Origin of the sequence: Streptomyces sp. NPDC008125 (assembly GCF_042957125.1) — a bacterium.
Lineage (GTDB): Bacteria > Actinomycetota > Actinomycetes > Streptomycetales > Streptomycetaceae > Streptomyces.
Genome location: NZ_JBIBHR010000004.1, coordinates 199296 through 214474, shown reverse-complemented (window position 1 = coordinate 214474; position 15179 = coordinate 199296). Strand labels below are relative to the sequence as shown.

Below are 15179 nucleotides of genomic sequence, written 5' to 3'. Positions count from 1 at the left end.
GGAGTGCCTTCCGTGTGACTGACGGGTGAACTGATGCGTCGAACCGTGAACCTAGCGGGACTCGAACGTGTGTCACAAGTCGATGCCTCGCAGATCACGTGAACATCACAGTGTTGACGGAGCGTCACTTCCGCCGACCGCCGGACCCGGCGTGAACTCCACCGGAAGCGTGCGCAGTCCACGCATGATGAGCCCGCCACGCCACCGCAAATCGGCGGTTTCCCCCGCAAGACGCAGGTCAGGAAGGCGCCTCAGCAGGGTCGCGAGGGCGGTCCGGCCCTCCAGCCGGGCGAGCGGCGCTCCCACGCAGTAGTGGATGCCGTGGCCGTAGCCGAGGTGCTGATTGTCACGCCGCGCGAGGTCGAGCGTGTCGGGGTCCTCGAAGCGCGCGGGGTCGCGGTCGGCCGCCGCGAGCACCACGAGTACCGGGTCGCCTGCCGCGATCTCCTCGTCGCCGATGGTCAGCGGTTCGGTGGCGTACCGCCAGGTGGCCAGCTCCACCGGGCCGTCGAAGCGGAGCAGCTCCTCGATGCCGGTGGCGAGCAGCTCCTCCTCCCCCGCCGCCAGGGACGCTTCGAGGCGGGCGCGCTCCTCGGGGTGGCGGAGCAGGGAGTAGGTGCCGTTGCCGATGAGGTTGACGGTGGTCTCGAAACCGGCGAAGAGAAGGATGAAGGCCATCGCGGCGGCCTCGTTCTCCGTGAGGTGCTCGCCGTGGTCGCTGGTCCGGATGAGTTCGGAGATCAGGTCGTCGCCCGGGTTCTCCCGCTTGCGGTGGATGAGTTCGGCGAGGTAGGCGCGCATCCGCTTCACCGAACGCGCCACTCCCCCGCGCGGCCCGCCGCCGTGGCGGATCATCATCCCCGCCCAGTCCCGGAAGTCGTCCTGGTCCTCCTCGGGCACCCCGAGCAGGTCGCAGATGGCGTAGATGGGGAGCGGGAACGCGAAGTCATGGATGAGGTCGGCGGTGCCCTCCGCCACGAACCGGTCGATGAGCCGGTCCGTCAGCTCCTGCACGCGGGGCGCGAACTCCGCGACCCGGCGCGGCGTGAACGCCTTCGACACGAGCCGGCGCAGCCGGGTGTGGTCGGGCGGGTCGATGTTGAGCAGATGGGTCATCAGCTCGGCCTTGCGCTCCCCGGGAATTCCGGTCTTCCCCTTGGCGTGCGCCGACCCGGCGTGGTGGACCGGGTTCTTGGAGAGCCGGTTGTCGGCGAGCGCCTGCCGCGCGTCCGCGTACCGGGTGACCAGCCAGGCTTCGACCCCGCTGGGCAGCGTGGTGCGGTGCACCGGGCTGTGCTCCCGGAGCCAGGCGTATGCCGGGTACGGGTCGGTGGCGAACTCCCAGGTGAAGAGTTCGGGGCCGGTGGGGGCGCGGTGCGCGGGGCATCCGGCGGGGGCGGGGCCACCGGGCTCGCGGTCGGGCTTGGGCTTGTGCGCGGGCTCGCGGTCGGGCTTGGGCTTGTGCGCGGGCTCGCGGTCGGGCTCGGGCTTGTGCGCGGGCTCGCGGTCGGGCTCGGGCTTGTGCGCGGGCTCGCGGTCGGGCTCGGGCTTGTGCGCGGGCTCGCGGTCGGGCTCGCGCGCGGGCTCGGCGGGGCCGTCGTCCACCGGCCGGTCACTCATCGACGGTGTCCGGGGCGCCGACGCCCTCCGCCGCGAGGATGGCGTCACGGTAGGCGCGGGCCGCCGCGCGCAGGGCGGCTTCGGGGTCGACGCCCTCGGCCTCGGCGCGGACGGCGAGGGCGAGCAGTTCGTAGCCGAGGGTGTCGCCGGTGGGCGGGGCGACGTCCAGGTCCGACCCGCGGACCCGGCTGCCGAGCTTCGCCGCGAGGGCCAGCGCGGGCTGACCGAGCGGAATGCCCTCGGTGACCGAGTCACGTCGCTTCTCGACCGCTTTGGTGCGCAGCCAGTGCGCGCGGACGTCGTCGGGGGTCTCGGCGGTCGCGTCGCCGAAGATGTGCGGGTGGCGGCGGATCAGCTTCTCCACCAGCCCGCCCGCCACGTCGTCGACGGAGAAGGGAGCGTCCTCGTCCTCCTCGGCGATCCGCGCGTGGAAGACGACCTGGAGCAGGACGTCCCCGAGCTCCTCGCGGAGTTCGTCGCGGTCGCCGTCCTCGATCGCCTCGACGAGTTCGTACGTCTCCTCGATGGCGTACTTGGCGAGGCCCCGGTGCGTCATCCGCGAGGTCCACGGGCACTCCCGCCGGATCACGTCCATGACCTGGACGAGGTCGAGGAGCCGGGCGCCCGGCAGGTCGTACGAACCGGGGAGCAGCTCCAGGTCGGGCATCCGCACCCGGCCGGAGCCGCCGAGGCGGGCGAGTCCGTCGGTGAGCCGCTGGTCGCCCTCACCGCCGACCAGCACCACCACGGTCCGGTCTCCGGCGCAGGCGTCGACCAGTTCCTCGGCGGTCGGCTCGGCGTGCTCGACGGTGACGCCCGCCTCGCGCAGATACGGCAGCTGTACGTGGTCGGGGGCGCCGCACAGCACGCGGTCGGCGGTGCGCAGCGTCTGCCAGGCGGGCCAGGACAGCAGTCCGGGAGCGACTCGGTGGCTGGCGGTGAGGAGGACGACCCGGCCGGGTGCTTCAGCGTTCACCCGTCGAACCTACCCCGGCGGCGTGTCACCCCGCCGGGACGGTCTCCTGCTGCGCGGAACCGTCCGCTCCGGCACCGTCCCCGCCGGTTGCGGCGGCGTCGGTTCCGGTGGCCTTGGCGAGCCAGGGCGACTGGTAGGTGCCGAGGCGGATCTGCTGGTCGTCCCAGGCTCCGTAGCGCGGGTTGACGTCGATGTGCAGCGACTTCGACGCCTTGGTGAGGGCCGCCGTCACCTTCTGGGTGCCCTCCTGGGTCTGCAGGTCCGCGCCGAGCGACGCCGCGAGCTTCGGCAGCTGGACCTCCTGGCGCAGGTCGCCGTCGATCTGCTCCGGGGAGATCCAGCGCTCCTGGAGGAGCGTCGCGGCCAGTTCGTCCTCGCCGCCGTACTGGGCGACGGCCGCCTGGTGCACCTGCTGGAGCTCCTTGCGGCTGACGGTCACCCCGGCGTCCTCGGCCGCCCGGTCGAGGACCTGGCCGAAGATCAGCCGGTGCAGGGCGGCGCGCGGGAGCTGGCCGGACCCCTTCACCAGCTGGGCGGACTGCGGAGAACTCTGCTGGGCGGCGCGCACCTCGGCGACGTCGGCCTGGAGGGTGGAGACCTCGATCCGCTGTCCTCCGACGATCGCGGCGGCGCCGGGGTGGGCCTCGCCACCGCAGGCGGTGAGGACGGGCGCGGAGAGGAGGAGCGCGGCGGAGAGGGTGAGCGCGGTGCGACGACGGCGGTGCAAAGGAGCCTCCCGATGAGAGTTTGTGCATCAGTGCACAAAGCCTTGCGGTGATCGATGTTAGGCAGTGGTGGCCATGGGGGCCACTGGTTCGACCAACGATTCGGGAGGAGTTGGGGATGTGGTGCCGTCCGGCGGTAACGGGGCCCGGCTCGCGGTCAGCCGCCGCGTACGTCCCGCTGGTGGGTCAGCTGCCGGCGCAGCTCGGCGGGGAGCGGGTGGTGCGGGCCGTAGGAGCGCTCGGTGTCGTACAGCAGGGCCTGCAGCTGGGCGCGTCCCGCGGTGTGGTCGCCGACCGCGAGCAGCAGCAGTCCGATGCGGTGGCGGATGTCGAAGGCCCGGCCGGGGTCGCCGGCGACGGGGCCGTAGGCGTTCTCGTAATAGGGGAGGACCGCGCGGTACTCGTTGAGCGCGGCGGCCGTCTCGCCCAGCTGTTCCAGGCAGGTGGCGGCGTCGTAGCGGTACTGGAGGGTCTGCGGGTCGCCGGGTCCGGCCTCGGCGGTGCGGTCGTCGGCGAGGCGGCGGAGTTCGGGCAGGGCGCGGCGGTACTGGCCGTCGTCCATCAGCGTCGCCGCGTACTGCTTGCGGAGGATACGGACGACGGGTGAGTGTTCGCCGTGCTCGACGGCGGCGGTCGGCAGGATGGAGCCGAGGATGTCGACCGCCTGCGTGATCCGGCCCTCGCCGAGGAGCCGCTTGACGTCGTCGACGGCGCGCGCCACGTCGGCCCGGCCCGATGCCGGGCGTTCGGCGGGTACGGGCGGCGGGCCGAAGCCGGTGACCGGAGCGGGAGCCGGGGCCGTCGGCCGGTCGGGCCAGGGGGCGTGCGGGCGGAGGAACGGGCGGGTCGGGTCGAGCGGTCCGCCGGGCGTCCCGCGCGCGGGGAGCAGCGGGGCGAGGGCCTCGTACACCTCCTGCGCGGAACCGGGGCGGGCCTGGGGGTCCTTGGCGAGCAGCCGCAGGACGAGGGCCTCCAGCTGCTCGGGCACGTCGGCGCGGAGGTGACGGACCGGCAGCGGCGGCTCGTAGAGGTGGCGGTGGAGCACGCCGAGGGCGGTGGACCCGGAGAACGGCACGTCCCCGCTGAGCAGCTCGTGCAGCAGCACGCCGAGTGCGTACAGGTCGGTGTACGGCCCGACCGCGCCGCCCATCGCCTGCTCGGGCGCCATGTAGGCCGGGGAGCCGATCGGGGAGCCGGTGTGGGTGAGCCGGGTGGTGTCGTTGTCGAGTACGGAGGCGACACCGAGGTCGAGCACGGTGACGGTGCCGTCGGGCCGGACCATGACGTTGCGGGGCTTGAGGTCGCGGTGGACGATCGGCACCGCGTGCACGGCGCTGAGCACCGCGCAGAGCTGGGCGGCGACCGCGACGGCCCAGGGCCACGGGTAGGGGTCGTGCTCGGCGAGGTGGTCGGCGAGGTCGGAGCCCTCGACGTACTGCATGACGAGGAAGAGGTCGTCGCCGTCGCCCCCTGCGTCGTGGACGGTGACCAGTCCGGGGTGGTCGACCTGCGCGGTCACCCGGCACTCCCGGGCGAACCTGCGGCGCAGTTCGTGGGCCTCCTCCGGGCCGCCGGGCACGCCCATCCGGTCGGGTCGCAGCAGCTTCACCGCGACCCGGCGGTCGAGCCGCTGGTCGTACGCCGTCCAGACCTGGCCCATGCCGCCCTGGCCGAGGATCGCCGCGAGTGCGTACCGGCCGGCGACGACGCGACCGCTCACCGGCCCTCGCCCTCCTTGCGGAGGTAGTCGCTCAGCTCGTCCAGCTCGGCGCGGACCTGGTCGAGCCGCTGGGGCGGACCGGGGCGCTTCGGGGGCGGGGTGGGCTGCGGCTGTACGGGGGGTTGCTGCGGCTGCGGCTGCGGCTGCGGCTGCGGCTGCGGCTGCACGGAGAGTTGCTGTTGCGGCAGGGAGGGGCGGTAGGGCGCGGCGGGGGCGCCCTGCGGCTGGTGCTGGGCGGGCGGGGCGCCGTACGGCGTCGGGTGGGCGCCGGCGGCGTGCGGGTAGCCGTACCCGGGGACGGCACCGACCGGCGGGTAGCCGGGGCCGGTCCCCGCACGGGCCGCGACGGCGCGGGGACCGTGCGGGCCGAAGTGGCGGATGTCCTGGTAGAGGTAGTACCAGGTGACGCCGGCGATGAGGAGCAGTATCCAGGCGAGCATGGTCACCGCCTGGGCGTCCGTCACATCGGCCTCGTTCTCGGGGATGCCCGCCGTGTAGGCGACGAGCCCGACGGTGAGCGCGAGGGACAGGGCGAGCAGGGCCCAGTCGCGCGGACGCCGGGTCACGATCGCCAGCCGGAGCAGCGCGGTCCAGGCCAGGAAGCCGCAACTCAGCACGGTCAGAACCACGAAGACCACGCGCAGGACCGTCAGCGTCGCCGAGGAAGGGCGCGCCGTGGGAAGCTCCGGCGGATAGCCGTAGCCGTGCATGTGCCGCTCCCGGGAAGCGATGGGCGGATGTGTGGTGCGAGCGTATACATCCACGCGGACAGCCGTTCCCCGGTTGTGCACAACGATGTGGTTCAGCTCACTCCGGGGCGACCGTCCCGTCCGTGAGCCCGTCGTACATGCCCTGGACCAGCAGTCCGCCGAGCCGGCCCGCCGTGCGCAGTGCGTCCTCGAAGGCGGCGAGGGCGCGGAACTGCTCACCGTACCGCCGCTGTTCGTCCAACGGGAGCCGGGGCAGCCGGATGCGCCGGGCGTCGAGCCGCGAGGCGGTCGACGCGTGGCTGCTGGCACGGCGGTTGTTGGCGGTGCCGCGCAGGAAGCCGGCGAGGAACCAGGGGTCGAGGACGGCCGGATCGGGGCGCAGCAGCTGGAGGTTGCGCCCGAGCACGGCCCCGGCGGTCGCCTCGTCCACGACCCGGACGACCGAGCCACCGCCGAGCACGGGGACCACCACGTCACCGGTGCGCAGGACGACGGCGTCCTCGGCGGACCCCGTGGTCCCGGCAGTCCCGGTGGCCCTGGCAGGCCCGGTGGCCCCGGCAGGCCTGTTGGTCGCGGAGGTGGTCGCGGAAGCCGGGGGGCCGCTGGGCGGGGTGTTGGCGAGCACGTCGTGTTCGGTGAGGACGGGGCCGGGGGCGCTGCCGGAGGTGCTGGATCCGCCGGAGCTGCCGGAGCCCCCGGAGCTGAGCCGGAGGGCGCCCGCGCGGGCGAGTTCGCCCAGGGTGGTGAACGGCCGGGACGCGGGCTCGGCCAGGTCGGCGGGGGGCGGGGTCAGCCGGAGTGTGAGCCGCAGGCCGTCTGTCAACCTGTCGCGCACGTCGGCGAGTTCGGCGGCGCCACCGCCGGTGACGGGCCGGGGCAGGTGGCGGGCGGGGGTGAGGTCGACCTCGTCGTCGAGGAGATCGATGACGGGCACCGCCCGGCTCGGCCCCGGTGCGGGGGCGTGGTCGGCGCCGGGGCCGGGGTCGGGGCCGGGGTCGGGGCCGGGGTCGGCCACGGGCCCGGAGTCGGCGGCCGTGAAGGCGCGCCAGGCGTCGAGGACCGTACGCCGGACGAGCGGCCAGTCCATCCGCTCGCGGCCACTGCCCGCGAGACCCCCGCCCGGGCCACCGATGCCACCGGCCGCCCCGGTCGCCCCCGCCGCCGGGTCGGGGGATTCGGCGGTGTCGACGACGAGGAGTTCGGGCGAGGGCTGCACGCCGTGGTCAGGCTTGCGCAGGATCCACAGGTGCAGCGGGATGCCGTACGGCGGGGCGGCCCCGGCGGGCAGCGCGACGACGGCCCGCAGCGCGCCCCGGCGCAGCAGATCGGCGCGGATGCGCCGGCCGGAGCGGCGGGAGGCGGCGGCCGGGGGCATCAGCAGCACGGCGGTACCGCCGGGGCGCAGGCGGGCCAACGCGTGCTGAATCCAAGCGAGTTCGGACTCCGCGCGAGCCGGATACCCGTACTCCCACCGGGGGTCGTAGGCCAGTTCGTCGTGGCCCCAGTTGCGCTCGTTGAACGGCGGGTGGCAGAGCACCACGTCGACCGCCAGCTTCGGGAAGGCGTCCGCCCGCAGGGTGTCGCCGGTACGCACCGCGAGCTCCGGCCCCTCGGAGGCCGTACCGCCGCCCACTCCCAGGGCGAGGCGGAGAGCGGTGAGCGCCGCGAGGTCGGGGTCGGCCTCCTGCGCGTACAGGGCGGCGGGCCGGGCGACCGCGCGCAGCAGCGCACCGGTCCCGGACGCGGGGTCGAGTACGGCGGGGGCGGGCGCCTTCCGGGACGGGCGGCGGCCGGGACCTACGGCCGGGACCGCGAGGTCGGCCATGAGTGCGGCCAGATCGGGCGGGGTGAGGGTGTACTGCCGTGGGTTGGCGTCCAGTTGGCGGCCGAACAGGAACTCGAAGGCCTGCCCGGCCCCGGCCTCCGCCGCCAGCGCGGCGGCCCCCCGCAGCAGCGGCACGGACGACAGCAGCGCCTCCGACGCGGGCACCCGGACGGCCCGGACACGTGGCGGGGCGGGGGTCGGGGCGGGGGTCGGGGCGGGGGGCGCGCCGCGCGTCGATCCGGCCCCCTCGTGCCCGTCGGGGACCTCGGGCCCGAACCGGGCGTCGAGCACGGGCGCCAGGGCCTCGGGCAGCAGACGGGCGACACGCTCGTCCGAAACCGCCGCCAGCTCCAGCCAGGTGGTGGGCCGGTCGCGTACGAGCAACAGGGCGCAGCCGACGTGGATCAGGGCGGTGACCGTACCGGCCGGATGCCCGGAGAGCTGCTGCCACACGCGCTCCCGGAGCGGCACCTCGACCAGCTTCCCCTGCCCCCGGAGCCACTCCTCCACCTCGGTGAGCGCGAAGGACGGGCTGGTCTCCGTACCGCCGACCGGCCGGGGGAAGTCCGCGTGACGCCGGCGCCAGTTGCTGACGGCGGCCCGTCCGACTCCGGCCAGGCGGGCGATCCCGGCGGCGGTCACCTCAGAGGCGTTCTCCGGCACGTGTTCTCTCCCTGGTCCGCATCGTCACCGCTCGCGCCACCGTCCGCGCTGTGCAGGCGAGCATACCGACGCACGCCGCACCGATCGATTCACATCCGAGCGATTGATGTGCACAGATTTCATTGTTGACTCGGTTCACAGTCTCTGCTGTGATGGAGCTGTGCCCGCACCGGTGGATGCCGCCGGTGCTCAAGTCCCGTTACTCCGTTGCCGTTCGGGCGTCGTCCGGCCCGATCGGACGGTGCCGGGCAGTGCCGGGCACGGTTCAGCTCTGTTCCGCCTCTCCCCTTCTTCTCTTCTTCCTTCTCCTGGAGTACAGCCATGCGCCGAGTCGCGCGTACCGCCGCTGCCGCCGTCTGCACCCTCTCCGTCCTCACCCTGGCCGCCTGTGGCGCCGAGGAGGGCGGCGCGGCCTCGTCGTCATCGCCCGCGGCGAAGGCGGCCGAGCCCTTCGCGGACACGTCGGGCCCCGATGTCGTCAACGCGGCCCTCAAGAACATCCGCAAGGCGACCTCCTTGCACCTCGCCCTCGACATGAAGACGGCCGACGGCCCCATGAAGGCCCAGTTCTCCACCAGCATCGGCAGCGGCACGTGCACCGGCTCCATGGACATGGGCGACCAGGGCTCGATGTCGATCATCAAGATCGGCGAGGCCGTCTACCTGAAACTCGACGAGACGATGCTGCGCGCACAGTCCGAGGGCGAGTCCGAGGCGGACATCCAGGCCGCGGTGGACATGGTCGCCGACCACTGGATGGCCGAGAAGGCCTCGGACCCGGACACCAAGGACATGGTCGAGTTCTGCGAACTGGAGTCGCTCCTCAAGGAGTTCGAGGACGGCGACACGGAGGCGAAGAAGGTGGGCCCGACCACCCACGCGGGCGCTCCCGCCTTCCGCCTGAGCGAGAAGGACGGCAAGGAGACCTACTCGATCCTGGTCTCCACCGGCAGCGCCCCGCAGCTCCTCCAGGTCAGCTCCACGGGCGGCGACGAGCCGATGACCATGACCTTCTCCGACTTCGACAAGCCCGTCGTGGCGGAGAAGCCGGCCGCGAAGGACATGGTGGACGTGGGCTGAGGTTGCCGGGGCGGGGCGACTTGGGGGCGACTGGTGGGCGGCTGGGGCCGCTGGCGGGTCGACTGCCGAGGGCCGGGCCATCCAGGACGACCCGGGCGCGGGAGGGGGGCGTCGGAGCGGGGTGGGGGCACGGGGGCGCGAGAGGTGGGCGTCGGGGGGCGTGGGGGGCCGGAGCGCCGGGGGTGCGCCGGCGACGTCGGGGGCGTGCCGGGGACGTCGGGGGTGTGCCGGGGACGTCGGGGGTGTGCCGGGGAGCGGTGCGCCGGGGTGTCGGGCAGCGTCGGGTCGGGGGGCTCGGCGCTGTCCGGCACTTGGGCGTTGGCGCCGAGGTGGGCTGACGCGGCGTGGCGGGACGTGGTGAACTGGGGTTCCGGAAACGGGGCGCGGGCGCGGATGGCGGCAATGTCCGTAAGGTCCGAGTCGGTGAAGTTGGCCCAGAACCGCACTTCCCTCCGATAAAGCCGCAGGTCAGGAAGAGTGCTCCCCGCGCGCGCGGGGATGGTCCCGGGAACGGCTCGGACTCGAACCGCTGACGCCGGGTGCTCCCCGCGCGCGCGGGGATGGTCCCGTCCCTCCCGCGGACCTGGACACCTACACCAAGTGCTCCCCGCGCGCGCGGGGATGGTCCCTGGCCCTCGCCCGCCTCGAGCTGGAGTCCATCGTGCTCCCCGCGCGCGCGGGGATGGTCCCCCGCTCGCGGCCGTCACCGGATTGTCCAGCTCGTGCTCCCCGCGCGCGCGGGGATGGTCCCCTGGCTGGCTGGGGGCTTGATTGAGCAGTCGAGTGCTCCCCGCGCGCGCGGGGATGGTCCCGCTGTCCGAGTCGTGTCCGAGTCATCAGCCCTGTGCTCCCCGCGCGCGCGGGGATGGTCCCGTATGCGGATCGGCGTCGACCACGCGCGGGCCGTGCTCCCCGCGCGCGCGGGGATGGTCCCGGCGTTAACCGTCTCGTCGGTCTCGGTCTCTTGTGCTCCCCGCGCGCGCGGGGATGGTCCCCCGGCGATCGCGTTGTCGAGGGAGACCGGCGCGTGCTCCCCGCGCGCGCGGGGATGGTCCCCCGGCAGCGTGCACGCCGCAGCCGGCCGGATCGTGCTCCCCGCGCGCGCGGGGATGGTCCCTCATCGCCACCGCCCTCACGACCATCGCCGTCGTGCTCCCCGCGCGTGCGGGGATGGTCCCTGCCATTCGCCGGGGCGTACTTCGACTTCGGCGTGCTCCCCGCGCGTGCGGGGATGGTCCCTCCACCGTCGCCCGACTCCGGACGAAGGCTGGGTGCTCCCCGCGCGTGCGGGGATGGTCCCTGCGGCCCTCTGCTGCCCTGGTACGGGTGCGTGTGCTCCCCGCGCGTGCGGGGATGGTCCCGATGAGGGGTCGGGTGCCCGCCCGGGCGCGTGCGCTGAATCCTTCCGGGCTCCGAGTCGACTGGACGCGGAAGTGGCCTGCTTCGGACGCGGCGAGGCGATCGTGGGTTCGGCTTCGGCGGCACCGCGCGCTGCCGCAGATTCCTGAAGCGGCAGACGACCGGAGAGGCGGCCTCGGGCGAGGCTGACAGGATGGCGAATCATGTGCTTGAGCATCGCCGCTCAGAAGCGCTTCGGGCACGGTCGTGGGCCTCACGGACTGGGGCCGTCACGACCGTCCCCCGCCGGCTCGTTGCCCCTCGTCGCGACGAGCACCGGCGCACCCGGAAGCCGGACGTACCGGCGGCCGACGAACGACCAGGAGGTTGACCCATGATCACTCCGACCGCCCTCGGAGGAGTGGCCCTGATCGAGCTGGGCATGGCCCTGACTCCGGGACCGAACATGATCCACCTCGCCTCCCGCGCGATCACCCAGGGCCGCAGGGCGGGCCTGGTCAGTCTCGGTGGGACCGCCGTGGGGTTCGTCTGCTATCTGCTGGCGGCGGCTGCGGGACTGTCCGCGTTGTTCGCCGCCGTGCCGTTGGCGTTCACGGTGGTCAAGCTCGCCGGGGCCGTTTACCTGGCCCACCTCGCCTGGGGCATGCTCAAGCCCGGTGGCCGCTCGCCCTTCTCACCCGCCCAGGACCTGGCGCCGGTCTCCGACGCCCGCCTGTTCTCGATGGGGCTGTTGACCAACCTGCTCAACCCCAAGATCGCCCTCATGTACGCCGCCCTGCTGCCCCAGTTCCTGGACCCGCACTCGGGTCCGGCCTGGGCGCAGCTCCTCCAACTCGGCGGTGTGCAGATCGTCGTGGGGATATCCGTGAACGGTCTGATCATGCTGGGCGCGGCACGCGTGTCGGGATTCCTGGCCGCCCGCCCCCGGGCCATGACGGCCCAGCGGTTCTCGGCGGGCGGTCTGCTCGGGATCTTCGCGCTGCGTACGGCCCTGACGCGTACGCCCGTCCTCAACTGAGCCGGGTCCGCGTGTCCGTGGAATCCGACGGCCGAGGGATCAGGCGGCGCACTGCTTGAGCATCATCGACTTGTCGGCCGTGGTCACGGGCAGGTCGTACTTCAGCGAGACCTGGGCGAAGCGGAGCGCGTACGAGCAGCGGATCGGCTTGTACGGGGGCAGCCAGGCGGCGGGGCCGGAGTCGCTCTTGGAGCCGTTGGTGGGGCCGTCGACGGGGATGAGGTTGAGCGGGTCGTTGGCGATCTGCTGACGTTTGGCGTCGCTCCAGCGTGAGGCGCCCATCTGCCAGTCGTAGGACAGGGGCATCACATGGTCGATCTGGATCTTCGTGGCCTTCGTCTTGGTCCACGCGATCGTCGAACCGGTGTAGGGATCCTTGAGCGTCAGCGAGGCCACCACGCAGTCGGATCCACTACGGAACCGCACCTGCTGACCGTCCCGCTTGAGCAGGTCGTTGCGAGTGTCGCAGCCGTTGCGGGACAGCGCTATGCCGTTCACGGTGTCCTTCCACGCGGAGCCGAACTCGTCGCGGTCGTAACCGGTCTTGGGGCCGCGCCCCTTGGTGAGCACCTTCTCGATGACCTTCCGCGCCTCGGCCCGGTCCGCGTCGGTGGTCAGCGGGGCGAGTCCGGGCTTCGTACCGTCGGGGTTGTCCAGGGGACTCGCGCCGAAGCCCTCGGTGGACCGGCCGCCGTCGTTCGCCCCCGCGCCCGGGGTCTCCTCCGGGACGGCGAGGTCGTCGGGGTCGCAGCCGGCCAGGGCCAGTACGGCGAAGGCGCTCAGGGCGGGCAGGGCCACGCGGTACGTACGGAGAGATATCACTGGCAGCCGTCCTGACGGGGAGAGAGCCGAACCCGGGAATCCTACGGACGTCTTCCCCGTCGGCTGCCATTCATGGCGCGTGGGTCCCTGGACGGCGGTTCGGACGACAGTCCGAGCAACGCGTCGGGTGACGCGTCGGGTGACGGTCTCTCAGCCGGGTTGCGGCGCGAAGGCCTCAGCGCCGACGGCTGCTCTCCCGCGCCTCCGCGCATCCGACACAGAGGGTCGCCTCCGGGCGCACTTCCAGGCGGGCGGCCGGTATCGGTTCCCCGCAACCTCGGCACCGGCCGTAGTCGTCGCGGTCCAGTCGCTCCAGTGCGCGGTCCAGCTCCGCCAGGTGTTCGTCGGCGCGGGCGAGGAGGGCGGCGACGTGGGCCCGCTCGAACGCGGTGCTGGAGCCCTCCGGGTCGTGCTCGTCGTCGACGGCGACCAGGGCGTTGGCCTCGACGATCCCGTCGAAGTCGCGCCGGAGCGCCTCGATCTGCTCGCTCGTGGAGGCACGCTCGGCGGCGATCCGCATCCGTACGGACTCCGGCCCCGGCGGCTCCGATGCCCGGTCGCGGAGCCGTGCAGGGCCGGGCTCGGGGAGGGGGACACGGGCGGATATACTGCTCATATGTAACGGAACGCGGGGGCCCGGGTGCACATTCCAGCCCCCGCCTGCCCCGGGCCCCCGCACCGACCGGCGACGCCGCACCGGTCGGCGACGCGAGGCCGGCCACGCGAACGCCTCTTTCCGTCAACTCGTCTCCGCGCGACCTCCCCGGGCGCCCTGTCGGCTTCACACCTTCCCGATGCCGAGCGTGGTCTCGGCGGGCAGCAGTCCCGAACCGATGGCCTCCAACCACGGGGTGCCCAGCAGCTCCGCGAGTCGGGCCCGGCCCGTCTCTCCGAGCGCGCGCCAGGGTTCGGCCGCTCGTTCGTCGGTACGCCGCTCCACCTCCGTACGCAGCGCCCGGCCGGCTTCCGTCGCCGTACCGTCCTCCGCCAGCAGCCCCCGGGTCACCAGCCGCTCCCGGGCAGCCGTCCATTCCCGCTCGCTCCACCGTCGGCTCGCGAACACCGCGACCGGGGCGGCACCCACCGCCGCGAAGGAGACCAGCGCTTCGACGGGGTCGAGACCAGCCTCCCGCAGTGCGGCGAGGTGGCCGTCGCCCCGGTGCTCCCGCAGGATCGTGGCCGCCTGCCAGAGCACGAGGTGCGGGGCGTCCGGCCAGGGCAGAGCGGAGTTGGCGGCGCCGAGGGCGAGCAGAGCGCCCGGGTCGGCCGGTTCCGCAGCGGCGGCCGGTTCCACAGCGGCGGTCGGTTCCACAGCGGCGGTCGGTTCCACAGCGGCGGTCGGTTCCACGACGGCCGCCGCCTCGGCCGCGCTGCGAACCAGTGCCGCCGCTTCGGCCGCCTCGGGGCCCTCGGTCCACGCCCCGAGCAGTGTGCGGTACGTACGGTCCACGGCGCGGCTCCGCGCGGCGAGCACCGCCTCCGGGGTGGCGGTGGCCCAGATGCCGGGAACGTAAGTGCGCACCATCGCGGGGCTGAAGCTGTAGAAGGCCCCGGTGACGTACTCCGCCGTCGGTACGACGCCTGCGGCAGCCCAAGCCGGCGCGGACCGCCAGGCGAAGTAGCTCGGCCAGCGTTCCTCGATGCCGTACCCCAGTGCGGCGGCCTCCTCGAAGGCCTCCGGCGCGTAGTACAGCACGGCGTGCAGGGGCTCCAGCAGGTGCCACATCTGCCGGACGCGCCCGAGCTCCGCGGCCCTTTCCTGGACCGTTCCCTCAGTCATGATCTCCGCCTTCGTCTGAAGTCGTGAAGCGTGAAGCCGCGAAACGTGAAGCGTGAAACGTGAGGCAGCGACGCGTGAAGCGGACGCCGAGTCATCTAGTCACTGTCTAGATGCCCAGCGTGCACCCGCCCCCTTAACTTGTCAATGACTAGATGCGGCGTACGGTACGAGTATGAGCAGCGAACAGGCCGGGCGGCGGCCCCCGCACCAGCCCCCGTACCACCACGGCGATCTCCGGCGCACGATCCTGGCGGCAGCCGTGGAGGTGATCGCCACGGAGGGCCCGGCCGCCCTCAGCCTGCGCGACCTGGCCCGCCGCGCCGGGGTCTCGCACGCGGCCCCCGCCCACCACTTCACGGACCGGGCCGGCCTGCTGACGGCCGTGGCGACGGAGGCGTACACCCTGTTCGCGGACTCCCTCTCCGAGGTCACCGACCTCACGGAGAAGGGCGCCCGGTACGTACGGTTCGCCGCCGACCACCCCGCGCACTTCCAGGTGATGTTCCAGCCCGACCTCTACCGCGCCGACGACCCCGCCCTGGCCGCCGCCCGCGAACGCGCCACCCGCACCCTCCGCGAGGGCGTGGCCGGCCTGGCGCCCGACCACGCCGACGACCACCCCGGGGCATCCGAGGAGGGCCGTCGCAAGGGGGTGGCCGCCTGGTCCCTGGCCCACGGCTTCGCCTCACTGCTGCTGAGCCACAACCTGACCGATTTCCTGGGCGGCCGCGATGCGGAGGAGGCGTTCCGGTCCGTCGCGGACGGGGTGTTCGGGGGGCCGGAGGGCCGCGTACCGGCTTCTACGGAGGGGAGTTGACGAGAAAGCGCCGTCGACCGACGGCCCCGGCCCCCGCCCCGGCCCCGGCCCCGGCCCTGCAGCA

The 15179-nt window shown here is 73.5% G+C and carries 12 protein-coding genes and 1 CRISPR repeat array; of the genes, 3 read left to right on the top strand and 9 right to left on the bottom strand.

All coding sequences use genetic code 11. The features are described from left to right. Positions 1-105 precede the first annotated feature (105 nt). The 6 genes from ACFZAX_RS08760 to ACFZAX_RS08735 form a co-directional block, all read right to left on the bottom strand. Positions 106-1620, bottom strand: a complete 1515-nt coding sequence (locus tag ACFZAX_RS08760; RefSeq protein ID WP_390960259.1) for a cytochrome P450 — start codon at positions 1618-1620, stop codon at positions 106-108. Then, the gene (locus ACFZAX_RS08755) at positions 1613-2596 is read right to left on the bottom strand and encodes a nucleoside triphosphate pyrophosphohydrolase (protein WP_390960258.1); all 984 of its coding nucleotides are present in this window, start codon (positions 2594-2596) and stop codon (positions 1613-1615) included. The genes ACFZAX_RS08760 and ACFZAX_RS08755 overlap by 8 nt, the downstream gene beginning before the upstream one ends. Before the next feature lie 25 nt (positions 2597-2621). After that, entirely contained in the window at positions 2622-3323 is a 702-nt protein-coding gene (locus ACFZAX_RS08750; RefSeq protein WP_390960257.1) for a SurA N-terminal domain-containing protein, read from the bottom strand. 155 nt (positions 3324-3478) lie between these two features. Beyond that, entirely contained in the window at positions 3479-5041 is a 1563-nt protein-coding gene (locus ACFZAX_RS08745) for a protein kinase (protein WP_390960256.1), read from the bottom strand. Next, entirely contained in the window at positions 5038-5751 is a 714-nt protein-coding gene (locus tag ACFZAX_RS08740) for a hypothetical protein (RefSeq protein ID WP_390960508.1), read from the bottom strand. The genes ACFZAX_RS08745 and ACFZAX_RS08740 overlap by 4 nt, the downstream gene beginning before the upstream one ends. 97 nt (positions 5752-5848) lie before the next feature. Next, a complete protein-coding gene (locus tag ACFZAX_RS08735) occupies positions 5849-8239 on the bottom strand; it encodes an N-6 DNA methylase (protein ID WP_390960254.1) in 2391 nt (796 codons plus the stop codon). Positions 8240-8560: 321 nt separating this feature from the next. Between ACFZAX_RS08735 and ACFZAX_RS08730 the strand changes: the two genes are divergently transcribed. Next, positions 8561-9319 (top strand): hypothetical protein, encoded by a 759-nt coding sequence (locus ACFZAX_RS08730; RefSeq protein WP_390960253.1) that lies wholly within the window; start codon positions 8561-8563, stop codon positions 9317-9319. Positions 9320-9796: 477 nt separating this feature from the next. Then, positions 9797-10680: a CRISPR direct-repeat array (repeat unit 29 nt; unit sequence GTGCTCCCCGCGCGCGCGGGGATGGTCCC). Positions 10681-11051: 371 nt separating this feature from the next. Beyond that, the gene (locus ACFZAX_RS08725; protein WP_390960252.1) at positions 11052-11696 is read left to right on the top strand and encodes a LysE family transporter; all 645 of its coding nucleotides are present in this window, start codon (positions 11052-11054) and stop codon (positions 11694-11696) included. 39 nt (positions 11697-11735) lie between these two features. On the opposite strand, the gene ACFZAX_RS08720 is transcribed toward ACFZAX_RS08725, so the two are convergent. From ACFZAX_RS08720 to ACFZAX_RS08710, 3 genes are all read right to left on the bottom strand, one after another. Beyond that, positions 11736-12518 carry a DUF1524 domain-containing protein gene (locus ACFZAX_RS08720; RefSeq protein WP_390960251.1) on the bottom strand — a complete coding sequence of 261 codons (783 nt, stop codon included), beginning with the start codon at positions 12516-12518 and terminating at the stop codon, positions 11736-11738. 175 nt (positions 12519-12693) lie between these two features. After that, positions 12694-13038 (bottom strand): TraR/DksA C4-type zinc finger protein, encoded by a 345-nt coding sequence (locus ACFZAX_RS08715; protein ID WP_390960507.1) that lies wholly within the window; start codon positions 13036-13038, stop codon positions 12694-12696. 261 nt (positions 13039-13299) lie between these two features. Continuing rightward, entirely contained in the window at positions 13300-14298 is a 999-nt protein-coding gene (locus ACFZAX_RS08710) for a hypothetical protein (RefSeq protein ID WP_390960250.1), read from the bottom strand. Positions 14299-14470: 172 nt separating this feature from the next. Between ACFZAX_RS08710 and ACFZAX_RS08705 the strand changes: the two genes are divergently transcribed. Further along, positions 14471-15115, top strand: a complete 645-nt coding sequence (locus ACFZAX_RS08705) for a WHG domain-containing protein (RefSeq protein ID WP_390960249.1) — start codon at positions 14471-14473, stop codon at positions 15113-15115. Positions 15116-15179: the final 64 nt, after the last annotated feature.

Coding starts and splice junctions, on each gene's coding strand:
- ACFZAX_RS08760 (WP_390960259.1), bottom strand. CDS start 1,620: ATGAGTGACCGGCCGGTGGACGACGGCCCCGCCGAGCCCGCGCGCGAG.
- ACFZAX_RS08740 (WP_390960508.1), bottom strand. CDS start 5,751: ATGCACGGCTACGGCTATCCGCCGGAGCTTCCCACGGCGCGCCCTTCC.
- ACFZAX_RS08730 (WP_390960253.1), top strand. CDS start 8,561: ATGCGCCGAGTCGCGCGTACCGCCGCTGCCGCCGTCTGCACCCTCTCC.
- ACFZAX_RS08725 (WP_390960252.1), top strand. CDS start 11,052: ATGATCACTCCGACCGCCCTCGGAGGAGTGGCCCTGATCGAGCTGGGC.
- ACFZAX_RS08715 (WP_390960507.1), bottom strand. CDS start 13,038: ATGCGGATCGCCGCCGAGCGTGCCTCCACGAGCGAGCAGATCGAGGCG.
- ACFZAX_RS08710 (WP_390960250.1), bottom strand. CDS start 14,298: ATGACTGAGGGAACGGTCCAGGAAAGGGCCGCGGAGCTCGGGCGCGTC.
- ACFZAX_RS08705 (WP_390960249.1), top strand. CDS start 14,471: ATGAGCAGCGAACAGGCCGGGCGGCGGCCCCCGCACCAGCCCCCGTAC.